The sequence below is a fragment of the Pseudomonas sp. SDO5271_S396 genome, assembly GCF_054071795.1.
This window is the reverse complement of sequence record NZ_JBSVWB010000025.1, coordinates 1-15,572: the sequence shown is the minus strand read 5'-3', so window position 1 is coordinate 15,572 and position 15,572 is coordinate 1. Positions and strand designations below refer to the sequence as shown.

The following is a 15,572-nucleotide window of genomic DNA, read 5'->3' as shown; positions in this document are numbered from 1 at the left end:
ATGCACCCACACATGATCAAATTGCTGAGCCTCTCGGGTCTGACCCTCGGCCTGCTGGCGGCCAGCCAGGGCGTGCGCGCCGACGACATCAAGGCGCCGACCTTCACCGCCGAGCCCTGCTGCAGCCTGTGCCCCGCCGCCCATGACGCGCGCAACTACACCACGCGCTACCAGCAGAACTTCACCACCCTGGTGCAGGCCCAGGGCGACTGGCTGTTCCGTACCCAGGAAGACTTGCGCACCGAGTTCGACACCACCCCGGCCGGCTACAAACGCATGCAACAACTGCACGATGCGTTCAAGGCCAAGGGCGTGGAATTGGTGGTGGTCTACCAGCCGACCCGTGGCCTGGTGAACCGCAACAAGCTCAACCCCGAAGAAAAGGCCAAGTTCGATTTCGACAAGGCTCTGGCCAACTACAAAACCATGCTCGGGCGTTTCGCCAAGATGGGCTATGTGGTGCCGGACCTGTCGCCGCTGACCAACGAGCAACTGCCCGATGAGCTGCCGGCCCACGACTTCTACTTCCGTGGCGACCAGCACTGGACCCCGTACGGCGCCCAGCGCACCGCGAAGATCGTCGCCGAGAAAGTGCGCGCCATGCCCGAGTTCGCCGACATTCCCAAGCGTGAATTCGAGACCAAGCGCTCCGGGCGCATGGGCAAGACCGGCACCCTGCACAACATGGCCGGCCAGCTCTGCGGCACCAGCTACGCGATCCAGTACATGGACCAGTTCACCACCGAGCCCAAGGGCGAAGCCGGTGACGGCGACCTGTTCGGTGACTCGGGCAACCCGCAGATCACCCTCGTCGGCACCAGCCACAGCGGCAAGAACTACAACTTCGCCGGGTTCCTGGAGCAGGAAATCGGTGCCGACATCCTCAACGTGGCCTTCCCCGGCGGCGGCCTGGAAGGCTCGATGATCCAGTACCTGGGCAGCGATGAGTTCCAGAAGAGCCCGCCGAAAATCCTGATCTGGGAATTCTCGCCGCTGTACCGCCTGGACCAGGAAACCATCTACCGCCAGATGATGGCGTTGCTGGACAACGGCTGCGAAGGCAAGACCGCGCAGATGACCACCAGCACCACACTGAAAACCGGCAAGAACGAATTGCTGGTGAACAGTTCGAACAAAGACCTGCGCAACAGCAGTCACCAGATAGACATCCGCTTCGCCGACCCGTCGGTGAAAACCTTGCAAGCCACCCTCTGGTACATGAACGGGCGCCACGAGGACCTGAAGATCGAAAAACCCGAGACATCCGATACAGACGGGCGTTTCGCCTTCGAACTGCGCACCGATGAAGACTGGGCCTCGCAGAACTTGCTGGCCGTGGAAGTGCAAGGCCCCGAAGCGGGCCAGGCCGCGCAGAAGGTTGAAGCGAAAATTTGCACACGCAACGTATTCCCAAGCGGTGGTCAGCAGACCGCCCAACTTGGGCAATGAGGTTACCTATGCAGAAGTTATTGATTCCATCGTTGCTGGGCCTGGCGATCTTCGCCGGCGCAGCCAACGCCGCCGCACCATTGCGTCCGCCCCAGGGCTATTTCGCCCCGATCGAGGCGTTCAAGACCGGCGACTTCAAGAATGACTGCGACGCCATGCCGGCGCCGTACACCGGCTCGCTGCAATTTCGCAGCAAGTACGAAGGCTCGGACAAAGCCCGCGCCACCCTGAATGTGCAATCCGAAAAAGCCTTTCGCGACAGCACCGCCGACATCACCAAGCTGGAAAAAGACACCAGCAAGCGCGTGATGCAGTTCATGCGCGACGGGCGTCCGGAGCAGCTGGAATGCACATTGAATTGGCTGACCAGCTGGGCCAAGGCAGATGCATTGATGTCCAAGGACTTCAACCACACCGGCAAGTCCATGCGCAAATGGGCGCTGGGCAGCATGGCGTCGGCCTATGTGCGCTTGAAGTTTTCCGACTCGCACCCGCTGGCCAACCACCAGCAGGAATCGCAGTTGATCGAGGCCTGGTTCAACAAACTGGCCGACCAGGTGGTGAGCGACTGGGACAACCTGCCGCTGGAGAAAACCAACAACCACTCGTACTGGGCCGCCTGGTCGGTGATGGCCACGTCCATCGCCACCAACCGCCGCGACCTGTTCGATTGGGCGGTGAAGGAATACAAGGTCGGCGCGAACCAGGTCGACGCTCAGGGCTTTTTGCCGAACGAATTGAAGCGTCAGCAACGCGCCCTGTCGTACCACAACTACGCGCTGCCGCCGCTGTCGATGATCGCCAGTTTTGCCCTGGTCAATGGCGTGGACCTGCGCCAGGAAAACAACGGCGCGCTCAAGCGCCTGGGCGACAAGGTGCTGGCCGGGGTCAAGGACCCGGAGATCTTCGAACAGAAGAACGGCAAGGAACAGGACATGAAGGACCTCAAGGAGGACATGAAATTCGCCTGGCTCGAACCGTTCTGCACCCTCTACACCTGCGCACCGGATGTGGTGGAACGCAAGCACGGCATGCAGCCGTTCAAGACATTCCGCCTGGGGGGCGACCTGACCAAGGTCTACGACCCGGCGCATGAAAAAGGCAACAAAGGTTCCTGATGGTTGGACTCGGTCCAAGTTTGGGAGCTGGCTTGTGTGGGAGCTGGCTTGCCTGCGATGCAGACACCTCGGTGCTTAAGACACACCGAGTTGATCCAATCGCGGGCAAGCCCGGCTCCCACACAAGCCCGCTCCCACAGTTTGAGCCGGTTTCGTCAGCATGAATGTTGTACCGCCCTCCCCCGAATTTCCGTGGGGGGGTTTGGGGGGGCTCCGGCCCTTGACTGTTGGTTAAACATGGAGAGATCGGGATGGTTTTCTCGTCCAATGTGTTCCTGTTTCTGTTCTTGCCGATCTTTCTCGGCTTGTACTACTTGAGCGGGCAACGCTATCGCAACCTGCTGCTGCTGATTGCCAGCTATGTGTTCTACGCCTGGTGGCGAGTGGACTTCCTGGCACTGTTCGCTGCGGTGACGCTGTGGAACTACTGGATTGGCCTCAAGGTAGGGGCCGCCGGTGTGCGCACCAAGCCGGCCCAGCGCTGGCTTCTGTTGGGCGTGGCAGTCGACCTGTGCATCCTCGGCTACTTCAAGTACGCCAACTTCGGCGTCGACAGCATCAACGTGATGATGAAGTCCATGGGGCTTGAGCCGTTCATCCTGACCCACGTGCTGCTGCCGATTGGTATCTCGTTCTACATTTTCGAGTCCATCAGCTACATCATCGACGTATACCGTGGCGACACCCCGGCCACGCGCAACCTGATCGACTTCGCGGCGTTCGTGGCGATCTTCCCGCACTTGATCGCCGGCCCCGTGCTGCGCTTTCGCGACCTGGCCGATCAGTTCAACAACCGCACGCACACCCTCGATAAATTCTCCGAGGGCTGCACGCGGTTCATGCAGGGTTTCATCAAGAAGGTGTTTATCGCCGACACCCTCGCGGTGGTGGCCGACCATTGCTTCGCCCTGCAAAACCCCACCACGGGCGATGCCTGGCTCGGCGCACTGGCCTACACCGCGCAGCTGTACTTCGACTTCTCCGGCTACAGCGACATGGCCATCGGCCTGGGCTTGATGATGGGTTTCCGCTTCATGGAAAACTTCAAGCAACCGTATATCAGCCAGTCGATCACCGAGTTCTGGCGCCGCTGGCACATCAGCCTCTCCACCTGGCTGCGCGACTACCTCTACATCACCCTGGGCGGCAATCGCAAAGGCACGCTGATCACCTACCGCAACCTGTTCCTGACCATGCTGCTCGGTGGCCTGTGGCACGGCGCGAACATCACCTACATCGTCTGGGGTGCCTGGCACGGTATGTGGCTGGCGATTGAAAAAGCCATCGGCCTCAACACCTCGCCACGCAGTTTCAACGTGGTGCGCTGGGCGTTCACTTTCCTGCTGGTGGTGATGGGCTGGGTGATCTTCCGCGCCGAAAACCTGCATGTGGCCGGGCGTATGTACGGTGCCATGTTCAGCTTTGGCGAGTGGTCGCTGTCGGAACTCAACCGCGCCAGCCTCACCGGCCTGCAAGTGGCGACCCTGGTGGTGGCGTACGCAACCCTGGCGTTCTTCGGCCTGCGCGACTTCTACACCAACCGCCCTGCGGACAAAACCAAGCCGGCCGACCCGAGCCTGATCAAGGCCGTGCCTGGCGACAACCCCGGCAGCATCCACCAGCCCGGTTTCACCGTGGGCCGGGACGCCGCCGTGCAACCGGCCTACTGGACCGCGGACTGGCCACGCTACGCCATGCGCGCGGCGGTGCTGCTGCTGTTCGTGGCGTCGATTCTCAAACTGTCGGCGCAGAGTTTCTCGCCGTTCCTTTACTTCCAATTCTGAGGGAGCCGACCATGACCCGTTCATTACGCGTCCTCTATATCGGGCTGTTCCTGGTGCTGCTGCTGGCCCTGGGCGCCTGGTCGATGCGCAGTTTCTTCGGCTTCAGCACCAACGCCGACGCCACTGTGCTCAATGGCCGCTGGACCAAAGCCGTCGAGACCCACTACGACGACGAGTTCCCGATCAAGCGCCTGGGCACCAACCTCTGGGCCGCGCTGGATTACAAGCTGTTCAACGAAGGCCGCCCGGGCGTGGTGCTGGGCCGCGATCACTGGTTGTACAGCGACGAGGAGTTCAACCCCGCCGTCAACGAAGACCAGAACCTGGAAGGCAACTACGCACTGGTCGAAGGCGTGCGTCAGAAGCTCAAGGCCCAGGGCATTCAGCTGGTGATGGCGATCGTGCCGGCCAAAGTGCGCCTGTACCCGGAGCATCTGGGTGAAGTGAAGCCGGCGAGCATCCACGCCAACCTGTACCAGGATTTCCACGCCCGTGTCGCCGCCGACAAGATCATCGCCCCGGACCTGCTCGGCCCGCTGCAACAAGCCAAGTTGGGCGGCACCCAAGTGTTCCTGCGCACCGATACTCACTGGACGCCGGACGGTGCCGAAATCGCCGCCAGGCAACTGGCCCGGACCATTGCCGACCAGACGCCACTGAGCGGCGAGCCGCAGCGCTTCGTCACCGAGGCCGAGAAGACCGAGCCGCACAAAGGCGACCTGCGTCTGTTCCTGCCCCTGGACCCGCTGTTCGAAAACCTGATGCCCCCCAAGGAACCGCTGGAAAAACGCGTGACACACCTGGCGCAGGAAGCCGGCGACGACGCGCTGTTCACCGACAGCGAAACCCCGGTCGCCCTGGTAGGCACCAGCTACAGCGCCAACCCCAACTGGAACTTCGTCGGCGCCCTCAAGCAAGCCCTGGGCAGCGACGTGGTGAGCTACGCCGAGGACGGCCACGGCCCGATCCTGCCGATGCTCAGCTACCTGAAAAGCGACGACTTCAAGAACAACCCGCCCCAGGTGCTGATCTGGGAATTCCCTGAACGTTATCTGCCCGTGAACAACGAAATCGGTGATGCCGACCCGCAGTGGGTTGCGCAGCTTAAACAAGCCGGTTCGCGCCAACAGAACATGGCTATCAACTCCCCAAAATCCGAGACGCCCGACCGGGCGCAAAACTGAAAGAGAGGTAACTCACATGACTTTCACTACAACTCCGCGTCGTCTCGCCAAGACCCTGGCCCTGGCTGCCGGCATGAGCCTCGTATCGATGTCCGCCTTCGCCGGTGGCGACGCCGCCCTCTACGGCCCGACCGCCCCCAAAGGCTCGACCTTCGTGCGGGTGTACAACGCCGGCAACCAGGAAGTCAGCGCCACCGTGGGCAACACCAACCTGAGCGAAGTTGCGCCACTGGCCAGCAGCGATTTCAGCTTCATGCCCGGCGGTGACTACAGCGCCAAGATCGGCAGCCAGACCGTGCCGGTCAAACTCGCCGCCGACCACTACTACACCCTGGTCAGCAGCGGCAGCGGCCAGCCACAACTGATTGAAGAGCCACCGTTCAAGAACAAACAGAAATCCCTGGTGCGCGTGCAGAACCTCAGCGACAAGGCCCTGACCCTGAAAACCGCCGATGGCAAGACCGATGTGGTCAAGTCGGTGGCGGCCAAGGGCCGTGGCGAGCGTGAAATCAACCCGGTGAAGGTAAGCCTGGCGTTGTATGACGGTGACAAGAAAGTCGGCGATGTGAAGCCGGTGGCCCTGGAACGTGGTGAAGCGGCGGTGCTGTATGTGACGGGCTCCGGTTCGAGCCTCTCGCCAGTCTGGGTGAAACGCCCCGTGTCGACCCGCTGATTAGATTTTCGGCCTGGCTCCGCTCCCCTGTGGGAGCTGGCTTGCCTGCGATGGCATCACCTCGGTGTCCCTGACAAACCGAGTCGTCTGCATCGCGGGCAAGCCCGGCTCCCACAGGGACCGAGGAGTCCGGTCGGACCGAGACAAAAACAAGAGTGAAACGACAAACCTTCGTAGCTCTGACCCATATCGATTCAAGGAGAAACACCCATGATCCCAGTAATCCTTTCCGGTGGTAGCGGCTCACGTCTTTGGCCGCTTTCCCGTAAACAGTTCCCGAAACAATTCCTGGCCCTGACCGGCGAGCACACGCTGTTCCAGCAAACCCTGGAGCGCCTGGTGTTCGAAGGCATGGACACCCCGATCGTGGTCTGCAACAAGGACCATCGTTTCATCGTCAACGAGCAACTGAGCGCGCGCAAGCTGGAAAGCCAGCGCATCCTGATGGAGCCATTCGGCCGCAACACCGCGCCCGCCGTGGCCCTGACCGCGATGATGCTGGTCAACGAAGGCCGCGACGAGCTGATGCTGGTGCTGCCCGCCGACCACGTGATCGACGACCAGAAAGCCCTGCAACGCGCCCTGGCCCTGGCCACCGTGGCCGCCGAGCGCGGCGAGATGGTGCTGTTCGGCGTGCCGGCGACCCGCCCGGAAACCGGTTATGGCTACATCAAGTCCACCAACGATTCGCTGCTGCCCGAAGGCGTGAGCCGTGTCGAACAGTTCGTGGAAAAACCCAATGAAAAACGCGCCGTCGAGTTCGTCAAAAGCGGCGGTTACTTCTGGAACAGCGGCATGTTCCTGTTCCGCGCCAGCCGCTTCCTCGAAGAGCTGAAAAAGCATGATCCGGACATCTACGACACCTGCCTGCTGACCCTGGAGCGCAGTGAGCAGACCGCCGACACCGTGTCGTTCGACGAAGCCACCTTTGCCTGCTGCCCCGACAACTCCATCGACTACGCCGTGATGGAAAAGACCCAGCGCGCCTGCGTGGTGCCGCTGAGCGCCGGCTGGAGCGACGTGGGTTGCTGGGCATCGCTGTGGGCCGTCAACGATAAAGACGCCAACGGCAACGTGAGCAAGGGCGACGTGGTGATCCAGGACAGCAAGAACTGCATGATCCACGGCAACGGCAAGCTGGTGTCGGTGATCGGCCTGGAAAACATCGTGGTGGTGGAAACCAAGGACGCGATGATGATTGCCCACAAGGACAAGGTCCAGGGCGTCAAGCAGATGGTCAACACCCTCAACGAACAAGGCCGCAGCGAAACCCAGAACCACTGCGAAGTCTATCGCCCATGGGGCTCCTACGACTCGGTGGACATGGGCGGCCGCTTCCAGGTCAAGCACATTTCGGTCAAGCCGGGCGCCTGCCTGTCGTTGCAGATGCACCACCACCGCGCGGAACACTGGATCGTGGTCAGCGGCACCGCCGAAGTCACCTGTGACGAGAACGTGTTTCTGCTCACCGAAAACCAGTCCACCTACATCCCGATCGCCTCGGTGCACCGCCTGCGCAACCCGGGCAAGATCCCGCTGGAGATCATCGAAGTGCAATCGGGCAGCTACCTGGGCGAAGACGATATCGAGCGTTTCGAAGATATCTACGGTCGTTCCACGCCGGTTGAACGTGGCGTGTCGGTGAAAACTATCGCGCAGTAAAACAGTCGTACAAGAAGCCCTCGCCCAGCCGACTGCGTCCCCTATCCGCAGCCGGTTGGGCGGGGGCTTTTTCCTTGGGTTTTGCAGTGACGCTGAAGGCCCCATCGCAGGCAAGCCAGCTCCCACAGTTGACCGAGTACATCCTTTGGAATGCGGTTAACTGTGGGAGCTGGCTTGCCTGCGATGAGGCCCGACGAATCAACACTTATCTCAAGCTGACCAATCCCACCCAAGCTTGAGTTAGGATGCTCGTTCCCAACTCGAGGTGGCCTCCATGTTCTTCGGCGTTCTCCTGATCATCACCTGGCTGATCCTGCTGCTGCGCTACCCGGCCAGGGCATTGCCGGTGTCGCTGGCCGCCGCCGTGGGCCTGGGCTTCGTGGCGGTCTGGGTGGTGTGGCTGGATAACCGTGAAGCCTCGCAACTGGCGCGCCTGGAACTGCGCATCAGCTATGCCCCCGAAGACTGCCCCGCCGACCGCCCGCTGAAGCTGACCCTGAACAACGGCAACGACGTGCCTCTCACCGAACTGCGCTGGCGCGTCGCCGCCTATGCGCCGGGCGACACGGTCAACCTCGCCGACAATGTCTACGCCGCCCCGCGCTACCGCGGCCCCGGCGAGCTGCAGGCCGGCGCTACCTGGGATGACTGCCTGCCCGCGCCCCCGCTGCGCCCCGGTTATCGCCCGCAAACCCTGGAATTTCGTGCCGAACACCTGCAAGGCAGTTTCTCGGACTGACAAAGGATTGATCCATGCCTAATGTGCTTATCACCGGCTGCTCCAGCGGCATTGGCCGCGCCCTCGCGGATGCCTTCAAGACGGCCGGCTATCACGTGCTGACCAGCGCCCGCCGCGAAGCGGATGTGATCGCCCTCAACGACGCCGGTTTCCACGCCGTGCTGCTGGATGTGAACGACAGCGCCGCGCTGCAAACCCTGGCCGCTCACATCGACGAACTGGACGTGCTGATCAACAACGCCGGCTACGGCGCCATGGGCCCGTTGCTCGACGGCGGCACCGAGGCGATGCAGCGCCAATTCGAAACCAATGTATTTTCCCTCGTCGGCGTGACCCAGGCGCTGTTCCCCGCCCTGCGCCGCAGCAAAGGGCTGGTGGTGAATATCGGCAGTGTTTCCGGCGTATTGGTCACGCCGTTCGCCGGCGCCTACTGCGCCTCGAAAGCCGCCGTGCACGCCTTGAGCGACGCGCTGCGCATGGAACTGGCGCCGTTTGGCGTGCGGGTCATGGAAGTGCAGCCCGGCGCGATTAACACGAGCTTCGCGAAAAACGCCGGCGCCCAGGCCGAATTGCTGATCAACGAACAATCACCCTGGTGGCCGTTGCGCGACGGCATCCGCGCACGCAGCCAGGCCTCCCAGGACAAACCGACCCCGGCAGCGGTATTTGCCGCCGAGGTGCTCAAGGCCGTCCAACAATCCACCCCACCGCGCCTGCTGCGCGCGGGCAATGGCAGCCGGGCGTTGCCGCTGATGGCGGCGCTGTTGCCCAAAGGGTTGCTGGAGAGGGTGTTGAAGAAGCGCTTCGGGCTGAACAGGGATTTGCAATGACCGACTGCAACGAATACTTCATCAAGGCCTGACGCGCCCAAAAATGTGGGAGCTGGCTTGCCTGCGATGGCGTTGGGTCAGCAACACAGCGTTCGACGGACAGTCCGCTATCGCAGGCAAGCCCGCTCCCACACAAATCGGTGCTCACCCGCTAGTTTTGTGATGGATTGACGATAACGGTGCAGGTGATACCGGCCGCCAACAACACGCCCTCCGGCACTTCATCAATGCGAATCCGCACCGGCACGCGCTGGGCCAACCGCACCCAGTTGAAAGTCGGGTTCACATCGGCCACCAGCTCGCGGCTCTCGGGGTTGTCGCGGTCGTAGATGCCCCGCGAGATACTTTCCACATGGCCCTTCAAGGTCTCGCCGCTCATCAGCTGCATGTCCGCTTTATCGCCCACCTTCACATGGGGCAACTTGGTTTCTTCGAAGAAGCCATACACCCAGAACGAGTTCATATCCACCACGGCCATCTTGGCTTCGCCGATACGGGCGTAGTCACCGCGATGCACATTCAGGTTGGTGACATAACCGTCCACCGCCGCCACCACTTGGGTGCGCTTGAGGTTCAACTCAGCCGCTTCCAGTTGCGCCAGCGCGTGCTGGTAATCGGCCAGGGCCGAGTCGGCGATGTTGCTGGCGTCGTCGCGGTTTTCCCTGGAGATCACCAGGGCGTCGAGGTCGGCGCGGCGGTGGGCGTTGACCTTGCGCATTTCCCAGGTGGCTTTGCGTGAAGCCACCAGTGACTGGGCTTGCTTGACCGCGATGCGGTAATGCTCGGGGTCGATCTGCATCAGCAGGTCGCCCTTCTTGACCAACTGGTTATCGCGCACCGGCACGTCCACCACCTCACCGGTGACGTCGGCGGCGACGTTGATGATGTCGGCGCGCACGCGGCCATCGCGGGTCCACGGGGTATCCATGTAGTGCACCCACAGCGTACGGCCAATCCAGATCGCCAACGCCAGGACCAGCAAGGTGGCGAGCAGGCTGAAAAACTTTTTCATCGCGGCATTCTCAACGGTAGACGGTCAGCGCCAGCGCGCCGAACAGACAAACGAACAGGCTCAGGCGCAACAGCGCCGGGTGCCAGAAAAAACGGTACAGGTCGTACCCGGCCAGGAAGCGGTCCAGCGCCCAGGCAAGCCCGGCTGCGATCAGAAACATCAGGGTCATGGTCGGCATGTACACGCCGTGGAAGGCGATTTCACGGGGCATGCGGGGCTCCTTTGAGGGCCGCCAGTGGCGATTGCGGGTCGAGCAACGAGGTGCGGATAAAGTGCAGGTAGCTCTTCACCCGGCGCAGGGCCGAGGTATCGAAGTGCGGGGCGAAGGGTTCGTCGGTGGCTTGCACACGGCTGATGGCGTGGTCCACGGCAATCAGGCCGCGCTCCAGGTTGCTGGCGCTGGGTTGCAGGAACAACCGCACCAGCGAGCGGCCCATCGCGCGGATCGCCTGGCGCCACGGCTGGGACTCTGCATACGCTGGATGCACCGGCAGCATCGCCTGTTCCTTGCGCAACTCGATGATTGCGTGACCGACTTCCAGCACCACGAACATCCAGCACAGCAGGTCGCGTTGCACCTGCGGCTGGCCGACCGCCAGGCCATAAGCCTGGTGCAACAGGTCGCGGGTGCGGCTTTCGAAGCTTGACGCCAGGCCCTTGAGCCTGCCGCTGATCGCATACACCACCTGCTCACGCAGGTCCTGCTCCAACCGGCGCCACAGCCAGCGGCTGTTCGGCGGCAGGATGATCGCCCCCGCCGCCGCGCATACCAGCATGCCGAGGACCATGGCGATGTAGTCGTTGATGAAGGTGTAAGGGTTGTAGACCGTGAGGTTGTCGGGCACCGAGCCGGTGCTGAAAAAAATCAGCAGGCCGATGCCCACGCCCGCGTATTGCGGACGCGACGCCAGGAACGCACCGAAGATGATCACCGGCGCAAGCATCACACACAGCAGCGGGAAGCCATCGATCCAGGGGAACACGAAGAACATTTCGACAAAGCCCACCAGCGCCCCGATCAACGTGCCGCAGGCCATCTGGAAGGCCATGCGTTTCGGGTTGGGCGTGGCGGCGGAAAGCCCTACAGTCGCGGCGGCGATCAGGGTCATGGTTGCGCCGCTGGGCCAGGCCGTGGCCACCCAATAACTGCCGAGCACAACAAGAATGAAGGACGCGCGAATGCCCGACGCAGCGCAGGCCAGCCAGTTGGTCTTGGGGATAAAGGTTTCGTCCCACCGCTCGCGTTCGTGGCTGTGATCGGCCAGTGATGCGTGGGTTTGCGCGTAGTTGTGCAAGTCGTCGACAAAGCGGTAAAGCAGCTCGTAAGCGGTGTGGAAATCCAACTGCTCGGCTTCGCTGGGGTCGCCTTCCTGGAAGGTCGCGCGCAAGGCACGGACCTTGGCGGGCAGGCCGTCTTTGTAGGTGGTGAGCTGCGCCACCAGCCTTGCAGCATCGGGACTGGTGAGGGCCCGCCCAGAGAAACCATCGAGCCTTTCGGCCAGGTCCTGCAGGCCAGGCTTGATCGCGGCGACCACGTGGTCCGCGGCATCGGCTCGCAGGCGTTCGAGCAACTGGTGCAAGGCATTGAAGCGTGTGGTGATGCTCATGAATTCGCTGTTCAAGCGGCTGAGCCGGCCATTGCGCCGACGCATGTGCGGGTCTTCGAACACCGTGACGCTGCGCAGCCCTTCCAGCCCCACGGCTTCAGCGATGAAGCGCACGTTGCTGGCCTCGAAACCCTCGCGCTGACTGCGGCCACGCAGTCCGTCGGTGACGAACAGCGCGAACACGCCAAAACGCTGGTACAGCGCGTTGCGCATCGCGGCGCTGGAGGTTTGCGGCAGGATCGCGGCGCTGACCAGCGTGGCGCACAGAATCCCCAGGGAAATTTCCAGCACGCGCCACACCGCCGCCATAAAGGCACCGTCCGGATGGGCCAGCGCCGGCAAGCCGACCATTGCCGCCGTGTAGCCTGCCAGCACAAAACCATAGGCGCGGAAGTTGCGGTTGCGCGTGGCGCCAGCCGTGCAGAGCCCCACCCAGATCGCCAACACGCCGAGGAACAATTCGGTGTTCTGCGCAAACAAGGCGATCAACAACACCATCACTGTCGACCCTGCCAGGGTGCCGAGGAAGCGATAGAAGCTCTTGGCGAATACTTGTCCGCTCTGGGGTTGCATCACGATAAACACGGTGATCATCGCCGTGCGTGGTTGCGGCAACTCCAGGCGCATGGCCAGCCACAGCGTGAGAAACGCGGCGATCAGCACTTTGAAGATATACACCCAGGTCACGCCGTCACTGCGGGCCCAGTCGAAAAAACCGCGGCGCCACTCAAGGGCGTGCAGCCAGCGCAGCGGTGCAGACAAGTGAGTCATCGAAACCTGCTCAGTGATCAAACACGGCCAGCGCCGCCGGGGTCTTGCTCGGGAGGGTCTTGGCAGGCCGCGGGACATCGTCGCCAGCACCCAGGCCGCCGCCCAGGGCGGTGACCAGTTCGGCATGGGCACTCAGGCGCGCGGCTTGTACGTGCTGCTCGATCTGTTGCTGATGAAACAGCAAGGTCTGGGCGTTGAGCACGTTGAGGTAATCGGTCAGGCCACGCTGATAGGCGATCATCGCGATGTCGTAGGTTTTCTGCGCCGAGGCCACTGATTGCGCGGCGAAGACGGATTGCTTGTCCATCGACTCGCGGCGGATCAATTGGTCGCTGATGCCTTTGAGCGCATTGATCAAAGTCTGGTTGTACTTGGCCACGGCAATGTCATAACCCGCGCTGGCCTCGCCCAACTGCGCGCGCAGGCGGCCGCCGTCGAAGATCGGCAAGGTGATCGCCGGGCCGACGTTGTAGTTGAATTTCCTGCCGGCCAGAAACTCCAGCATGCCGCCGCCGGTGGCCATGTAGCCGAGGCTGCCCGCCAGGTCGACGTTGGGATAGAAGCCGGCGTGGGCTACGTCGACGCCACGGGCCTGGGCCGCGATCTGCCAGCGGCGGGCGACCACGTCCGGGCGCTGGCCGAGCAATTGCGCGGGCAGGCTCGACGGCAATTTTAGGGGGGCGGCCAGGGCCAGTGTCGGGCGCTGCAACTGCGCGCCCTCCCCCGGACCTTTGCCGGCCAATGCCGCCAACTGGTTGCGACTCAGGGCGATGGCTTCGTCGAGGGCGTCCAGTTGGCGATGGGTTTCCGGCAGCGGCGTTTCGGCCTGGCTGACGTCGAAGTGGGTGCCGATCCCGGCGTTCAGGCGTTTGTTGGCCAAGTCCAGAATCTGCTGTTGCTGGGCCAGGGTGGCGGCAACGATGTCGCGATTGGCGTAGTGCAACGACAGCTGGATATAGGCGCGCACCACGTTGTTCTGCAGTTCGAGCCGGGCCTGGCGCGCTTCGGCGACGCTCATGTGCGCCAGGTCCACGGCGCGCTCGGTGGTGTTACTTTCGCGGCCCCACAGATCCAGCGCGTAGCTCAGGCCCAGGGACGCACTGTTGTCCCAGGTGTTGGCACCGCTCAGCTCGCCGGGGCCGTAGAACTGATCCTTCGGCCAGTTGTGGCGCTTGAGACTGGTTTCGCCGTTGATCTGCAACGACTCGGCGGACTCCGCCACCCCGGCCATGGCCTGCGCTTCACGTACTCGTGCGGCGGCCATGGCCAGGCTCGGGCTGTTTTGCGTGGCGAGGTCGACCCAGCGGTTCAGTTGCGGGTCGCCGTAGGCTTGCCACCATTGCGCGGTGGGCCAACGGGCATCACGGGCGGCGCTCTGGATCGCTTCGTCGGTGGCGAGGGTATTGGCGCTGAGGGCCTGGCCTTGGGGGGCGATTCCTCCGGTTCCGATGCAGCCGCTGATTGCTGACAATAAGGCCAAAACACTGAGAGTCTTTAGCTCTCTGCTGATGCGAAGCGGCACGGCACGCGTATTCCTGAGAGGTGGAGCGGGAAAGGTGGCGCAATTCTAGGTGGCGGCAGGGAGGACGATAAGCTGGCATTCCTGTGAATCTTTGTTACCGTTCAGGCGATAATCCGTTGGTAGGGATCACTGGACGGCGTAACTTTCTGTCACAATTTGCTATCTCCCCTGAGAACACTCCATGGACACTTTGCAAAACATGCGCGCCTTCAGTTGCGTGGCCGAAGCCGGCAGTTTCACCGCCGCCGCCGTGCAACTGGACACTACCACCGCCAACGTCTCGCGCGCGGTCTCCAACCTCGAGGCCCACCTGCAAACCCGCCTGCTCAACCGTACCACCCGACGCATCGCGCTGACCGAAGCCGGCAAACGCTATTTGCTGCGCTGCGAACAGATCCTGGCCTACGTCGAAGAAGCCGAGGCCGAAGCCAGCGACGCCCATGCCCGACCCGCCGGGCAGTTGAAAGTGCACACCATGACCGGTATCGGCCAGCATTTCGTTATCGACGCCATCGCCCGCTACCGCCGCACCCACCCGGACGTGACCTTCGACCTGACCCTGGCCAACCGCGTGCCCGACCTGCTGGATGAGGGCTACGATGTGTCCATCGTGCTGGCCAGCGAACTGCCGGACTCGGGTTTCGTGTCCCAGCGCCTGGGCATCACCTACAGCATCGCCTGTGCCTCACCGGACTACGTCAAGGCCAAGGGCTGCGCGCAACGCCCGCAGGACTTGCTCAACCACGCCTGCCTGCGCTTGGTCAGCCCGGTGATCCAGTTGGACAAGTGGACCTTCAACGGCCCTGAAGGCCAGGAAAGCGTGGCCATCAACACCTCGCCGTTCCTGGTGAACTCCGCCGATGCGATGAAAACCGCGATCACCAGCGGCATGGGCGTCGGCCTGTTGCCGGTGTATGCGGCCATCGAAGGCCTGCGCAACGGCACGCTGGTGCGGGTGATGCCGACCTACCGTTCCCAGGAGCTGAACCTGTACGCCATCTACCCCTCGCGCCAATACCTGGATGCGAAGATCAAGACCTGGGTGGAATACCTGCGCGGTTCGCTGCCGGAAATCCTCGCGGCGCACCAGGCGGAGTTGGCGGCGTATGAACTGAGCGGAAGCGTCGGCGGCGTGCGTCTGGCGAACTGATTCCTGCCAGACAACCGAGATCAACTGTGGGAGCTGGCTTGCCTGCGATAGCGGTGTATCAGGCAAACCGC

The 15,572-nt window shown here is 62.6% G+C and carries 13 protein-coding genes; 9 read left to right on the top strand and 4 right to left on the bottom strand.

Going from position 1 to position 15,572, the window contains the following annotated elements; all coding sequences use genetic code 11:
- From ACW9IN_RS17490 to ACW9IN_RS17455, 8 genes are all read left to right on the top strand, one after another.
- The gene (locus ACW9IN_RS17490) at nt 1-1,449 is read left to right on the top strand and encodes an alginate O-acetyltransferase (protein WP_457367060.1); all 1,449 of its coding nucleotides are present in this window, start codon (nt 1-3) and stop codon (nt 1,447-1,449) included.
- An 8-nt stretch (nt 1,450-1,457) separates the two neighbouring features.
- Nucleotides 1,458-2,567, top strand: coding sequence for a mannuronate-specific alginate lyase (locus tag ACW9IN_RS17485; protein ID WP_457367059.1), 1,110 nt, complete (start codon nt 1,458-1,460; stop codon nt 2,565-2,567).
- A 251-nt stretch (nt 2,568-2,818) separates the two neighbouring features.
- Nucleotides 2,819-4,351: an MBOAT family O-acyltransferase gene (locus ACW9IN_RS17480; protein ID WP_457367058.1), complete on the top strand. Its 1,533-nt coding sequence runs from the start codon at nt 2,819-2,821 to the stop codon at nt 4,349-4,351.
- 11 nt (nt 4,352-4,362) lie between these two features.
- The gene (locus tag ACW9IN_RS17475; protein ID WP_457367057.1) at nt 4,363-5,535 is read left to right on the top strand and encodes an alginate O-acetyltransferase; all 1,173 of its coding nucleotides are present in this window, start codon (nt 4,363-4,365) and stop codon (nt 5,533-5,535) included.
- Between the two features lie 16 nt (nt 5,536-5,551).
- Nucleotides 5,552-6,208, top strand: coding sequence for an alginate O-acetyltransferase AlgF (locus tag ACW9IN_RS17470; protein ID WP_457367056.1), 657 nt, complete (start codon nt 5,552-5,554; stop codon nt 6,206-6,208).
- 210 nt (nt 6,209-6,418) lie between these two features.
- The gene (locus ACW9IN_RS17465) at nt 6,419-7,870 is read left to right on the top strand and encodes a mannose-1-phosphate guanylyltransferase/mannose-6-phosphate isomerase (RefSeq protein WP_176995007.1); all 1,452 of its coding nucleotides are present in this window, start codon (nt 6,419-6,421) and stop codon (nt 7,868-7,870) included.
- Nucleotides 7,871-8,144: 274 nt separating this feature from the next.
- Nucleotides 8,145-8,609, top strand: a complete 465-nt coding sequence (locus ACW9IN_RS17460; protein WP_457367055.1) for a multidrug transporter — start codon at nt 8,145-8,147, stop codon at nt 8,607-8,609.
- 14 nt (nt 8,610-8,623) lie between these two features.
- Nucleotides 8,624-9,439 carry an SDR family oxidoreductase gene (locus ACW9IN_RS17455; protein ID WP_457367054.1) on the top strand — a complete coding sequence of 272 codons (816 nt, stop codon included), beginning with the start codon at nt 8,624-8,626 and terminating at the stop codon, nt 9,437-9,439.
- Nucleotides 9,440-9,590: 151 nt separating this feature from the next.
- Here the strand turns inward: ACW9IN_RS17455 and ACW9IN_RS17450 are convergent, their stop codons facing one another.
- The 4 genes from ACW9IN_RS17450 to ACW9IN_RS17435 are packed head-to-tail and all read right to left on the bottom strand — an operon-like array spanning nt 9,591 to nt 14,351.
- Nucleotides 9,591-10,451, bottom strand: a complete 861-nt coding sequence (locus ACW9IN_RS17450; protein ID WP_457367053.1) for an efflux RND transporter periplasmic adaptor subunit — start codon at nt 10,449-10,451, stop codon at nt 9,591-9,593.
- 10 nt (nt 10,452-10,461) lie between these two features.
- Nucleotides 10,462-10,662 carry a DUF1656 domain-containing protein gene (locus ACW9IN_RS17445; protein WP_457367052.1) on the bottom strand — a complete coding sequence of 67 codons (201 nt, stop codon included), beginning with the start codon at nt 10,660-10,662 and terminating at the stop codon, nt 10,462-10,464.
- Nucleotides 10,652-12,829 carry an FUSC family protein gene (locus ACW9IN_RS17440; RefSeq protein ID WP_457367051.1) on the bottom strand — a complete coding sequence of 726 codons (2,178 nt, stop codon included), beginning with the start codon at nt 12,827-12,829 and terminating at the stop codon, nt 10,652-10,654. Before ACW9IN_RS17440 ends, ACW9IN_RS17445 begins: the two co-directional genes overlap by 11 nt.
- A 10-nt stretch (nt 12,830-12,839) precedes the next feature.
- Nucleotides 12,840-14,351, bottom strand: coding sequence for an efflux transporter outer membrane subunit (locus ACW9IN_RS17435; RefSeq protein ID WP_457367050.1), 1,512 nt, complete (start codon nt 14,349-14,351; stop codon nt 12,840-12,842).
- Nucleotides 14,352-14,532: 181 nt separating this feature from the next.
- Between ACW9IN_RS17435 and ACW9IN_RS17430 the strand changes: the two genes are divergently transcribed.
- On the top strand, nt 14,533-15,501 hold the full coding sequence (locus tag ACW9IN_RS17430; RefSeq protein WP_457367049.1) for a LysR family transcriptional regulator: 969 nt from the start codon (nt 14,533-14,535) through the stop codon (nt 15,499-15,501).
- Nucleotides 15,502-15,572 lie beyond the last annotated feature (71 nt).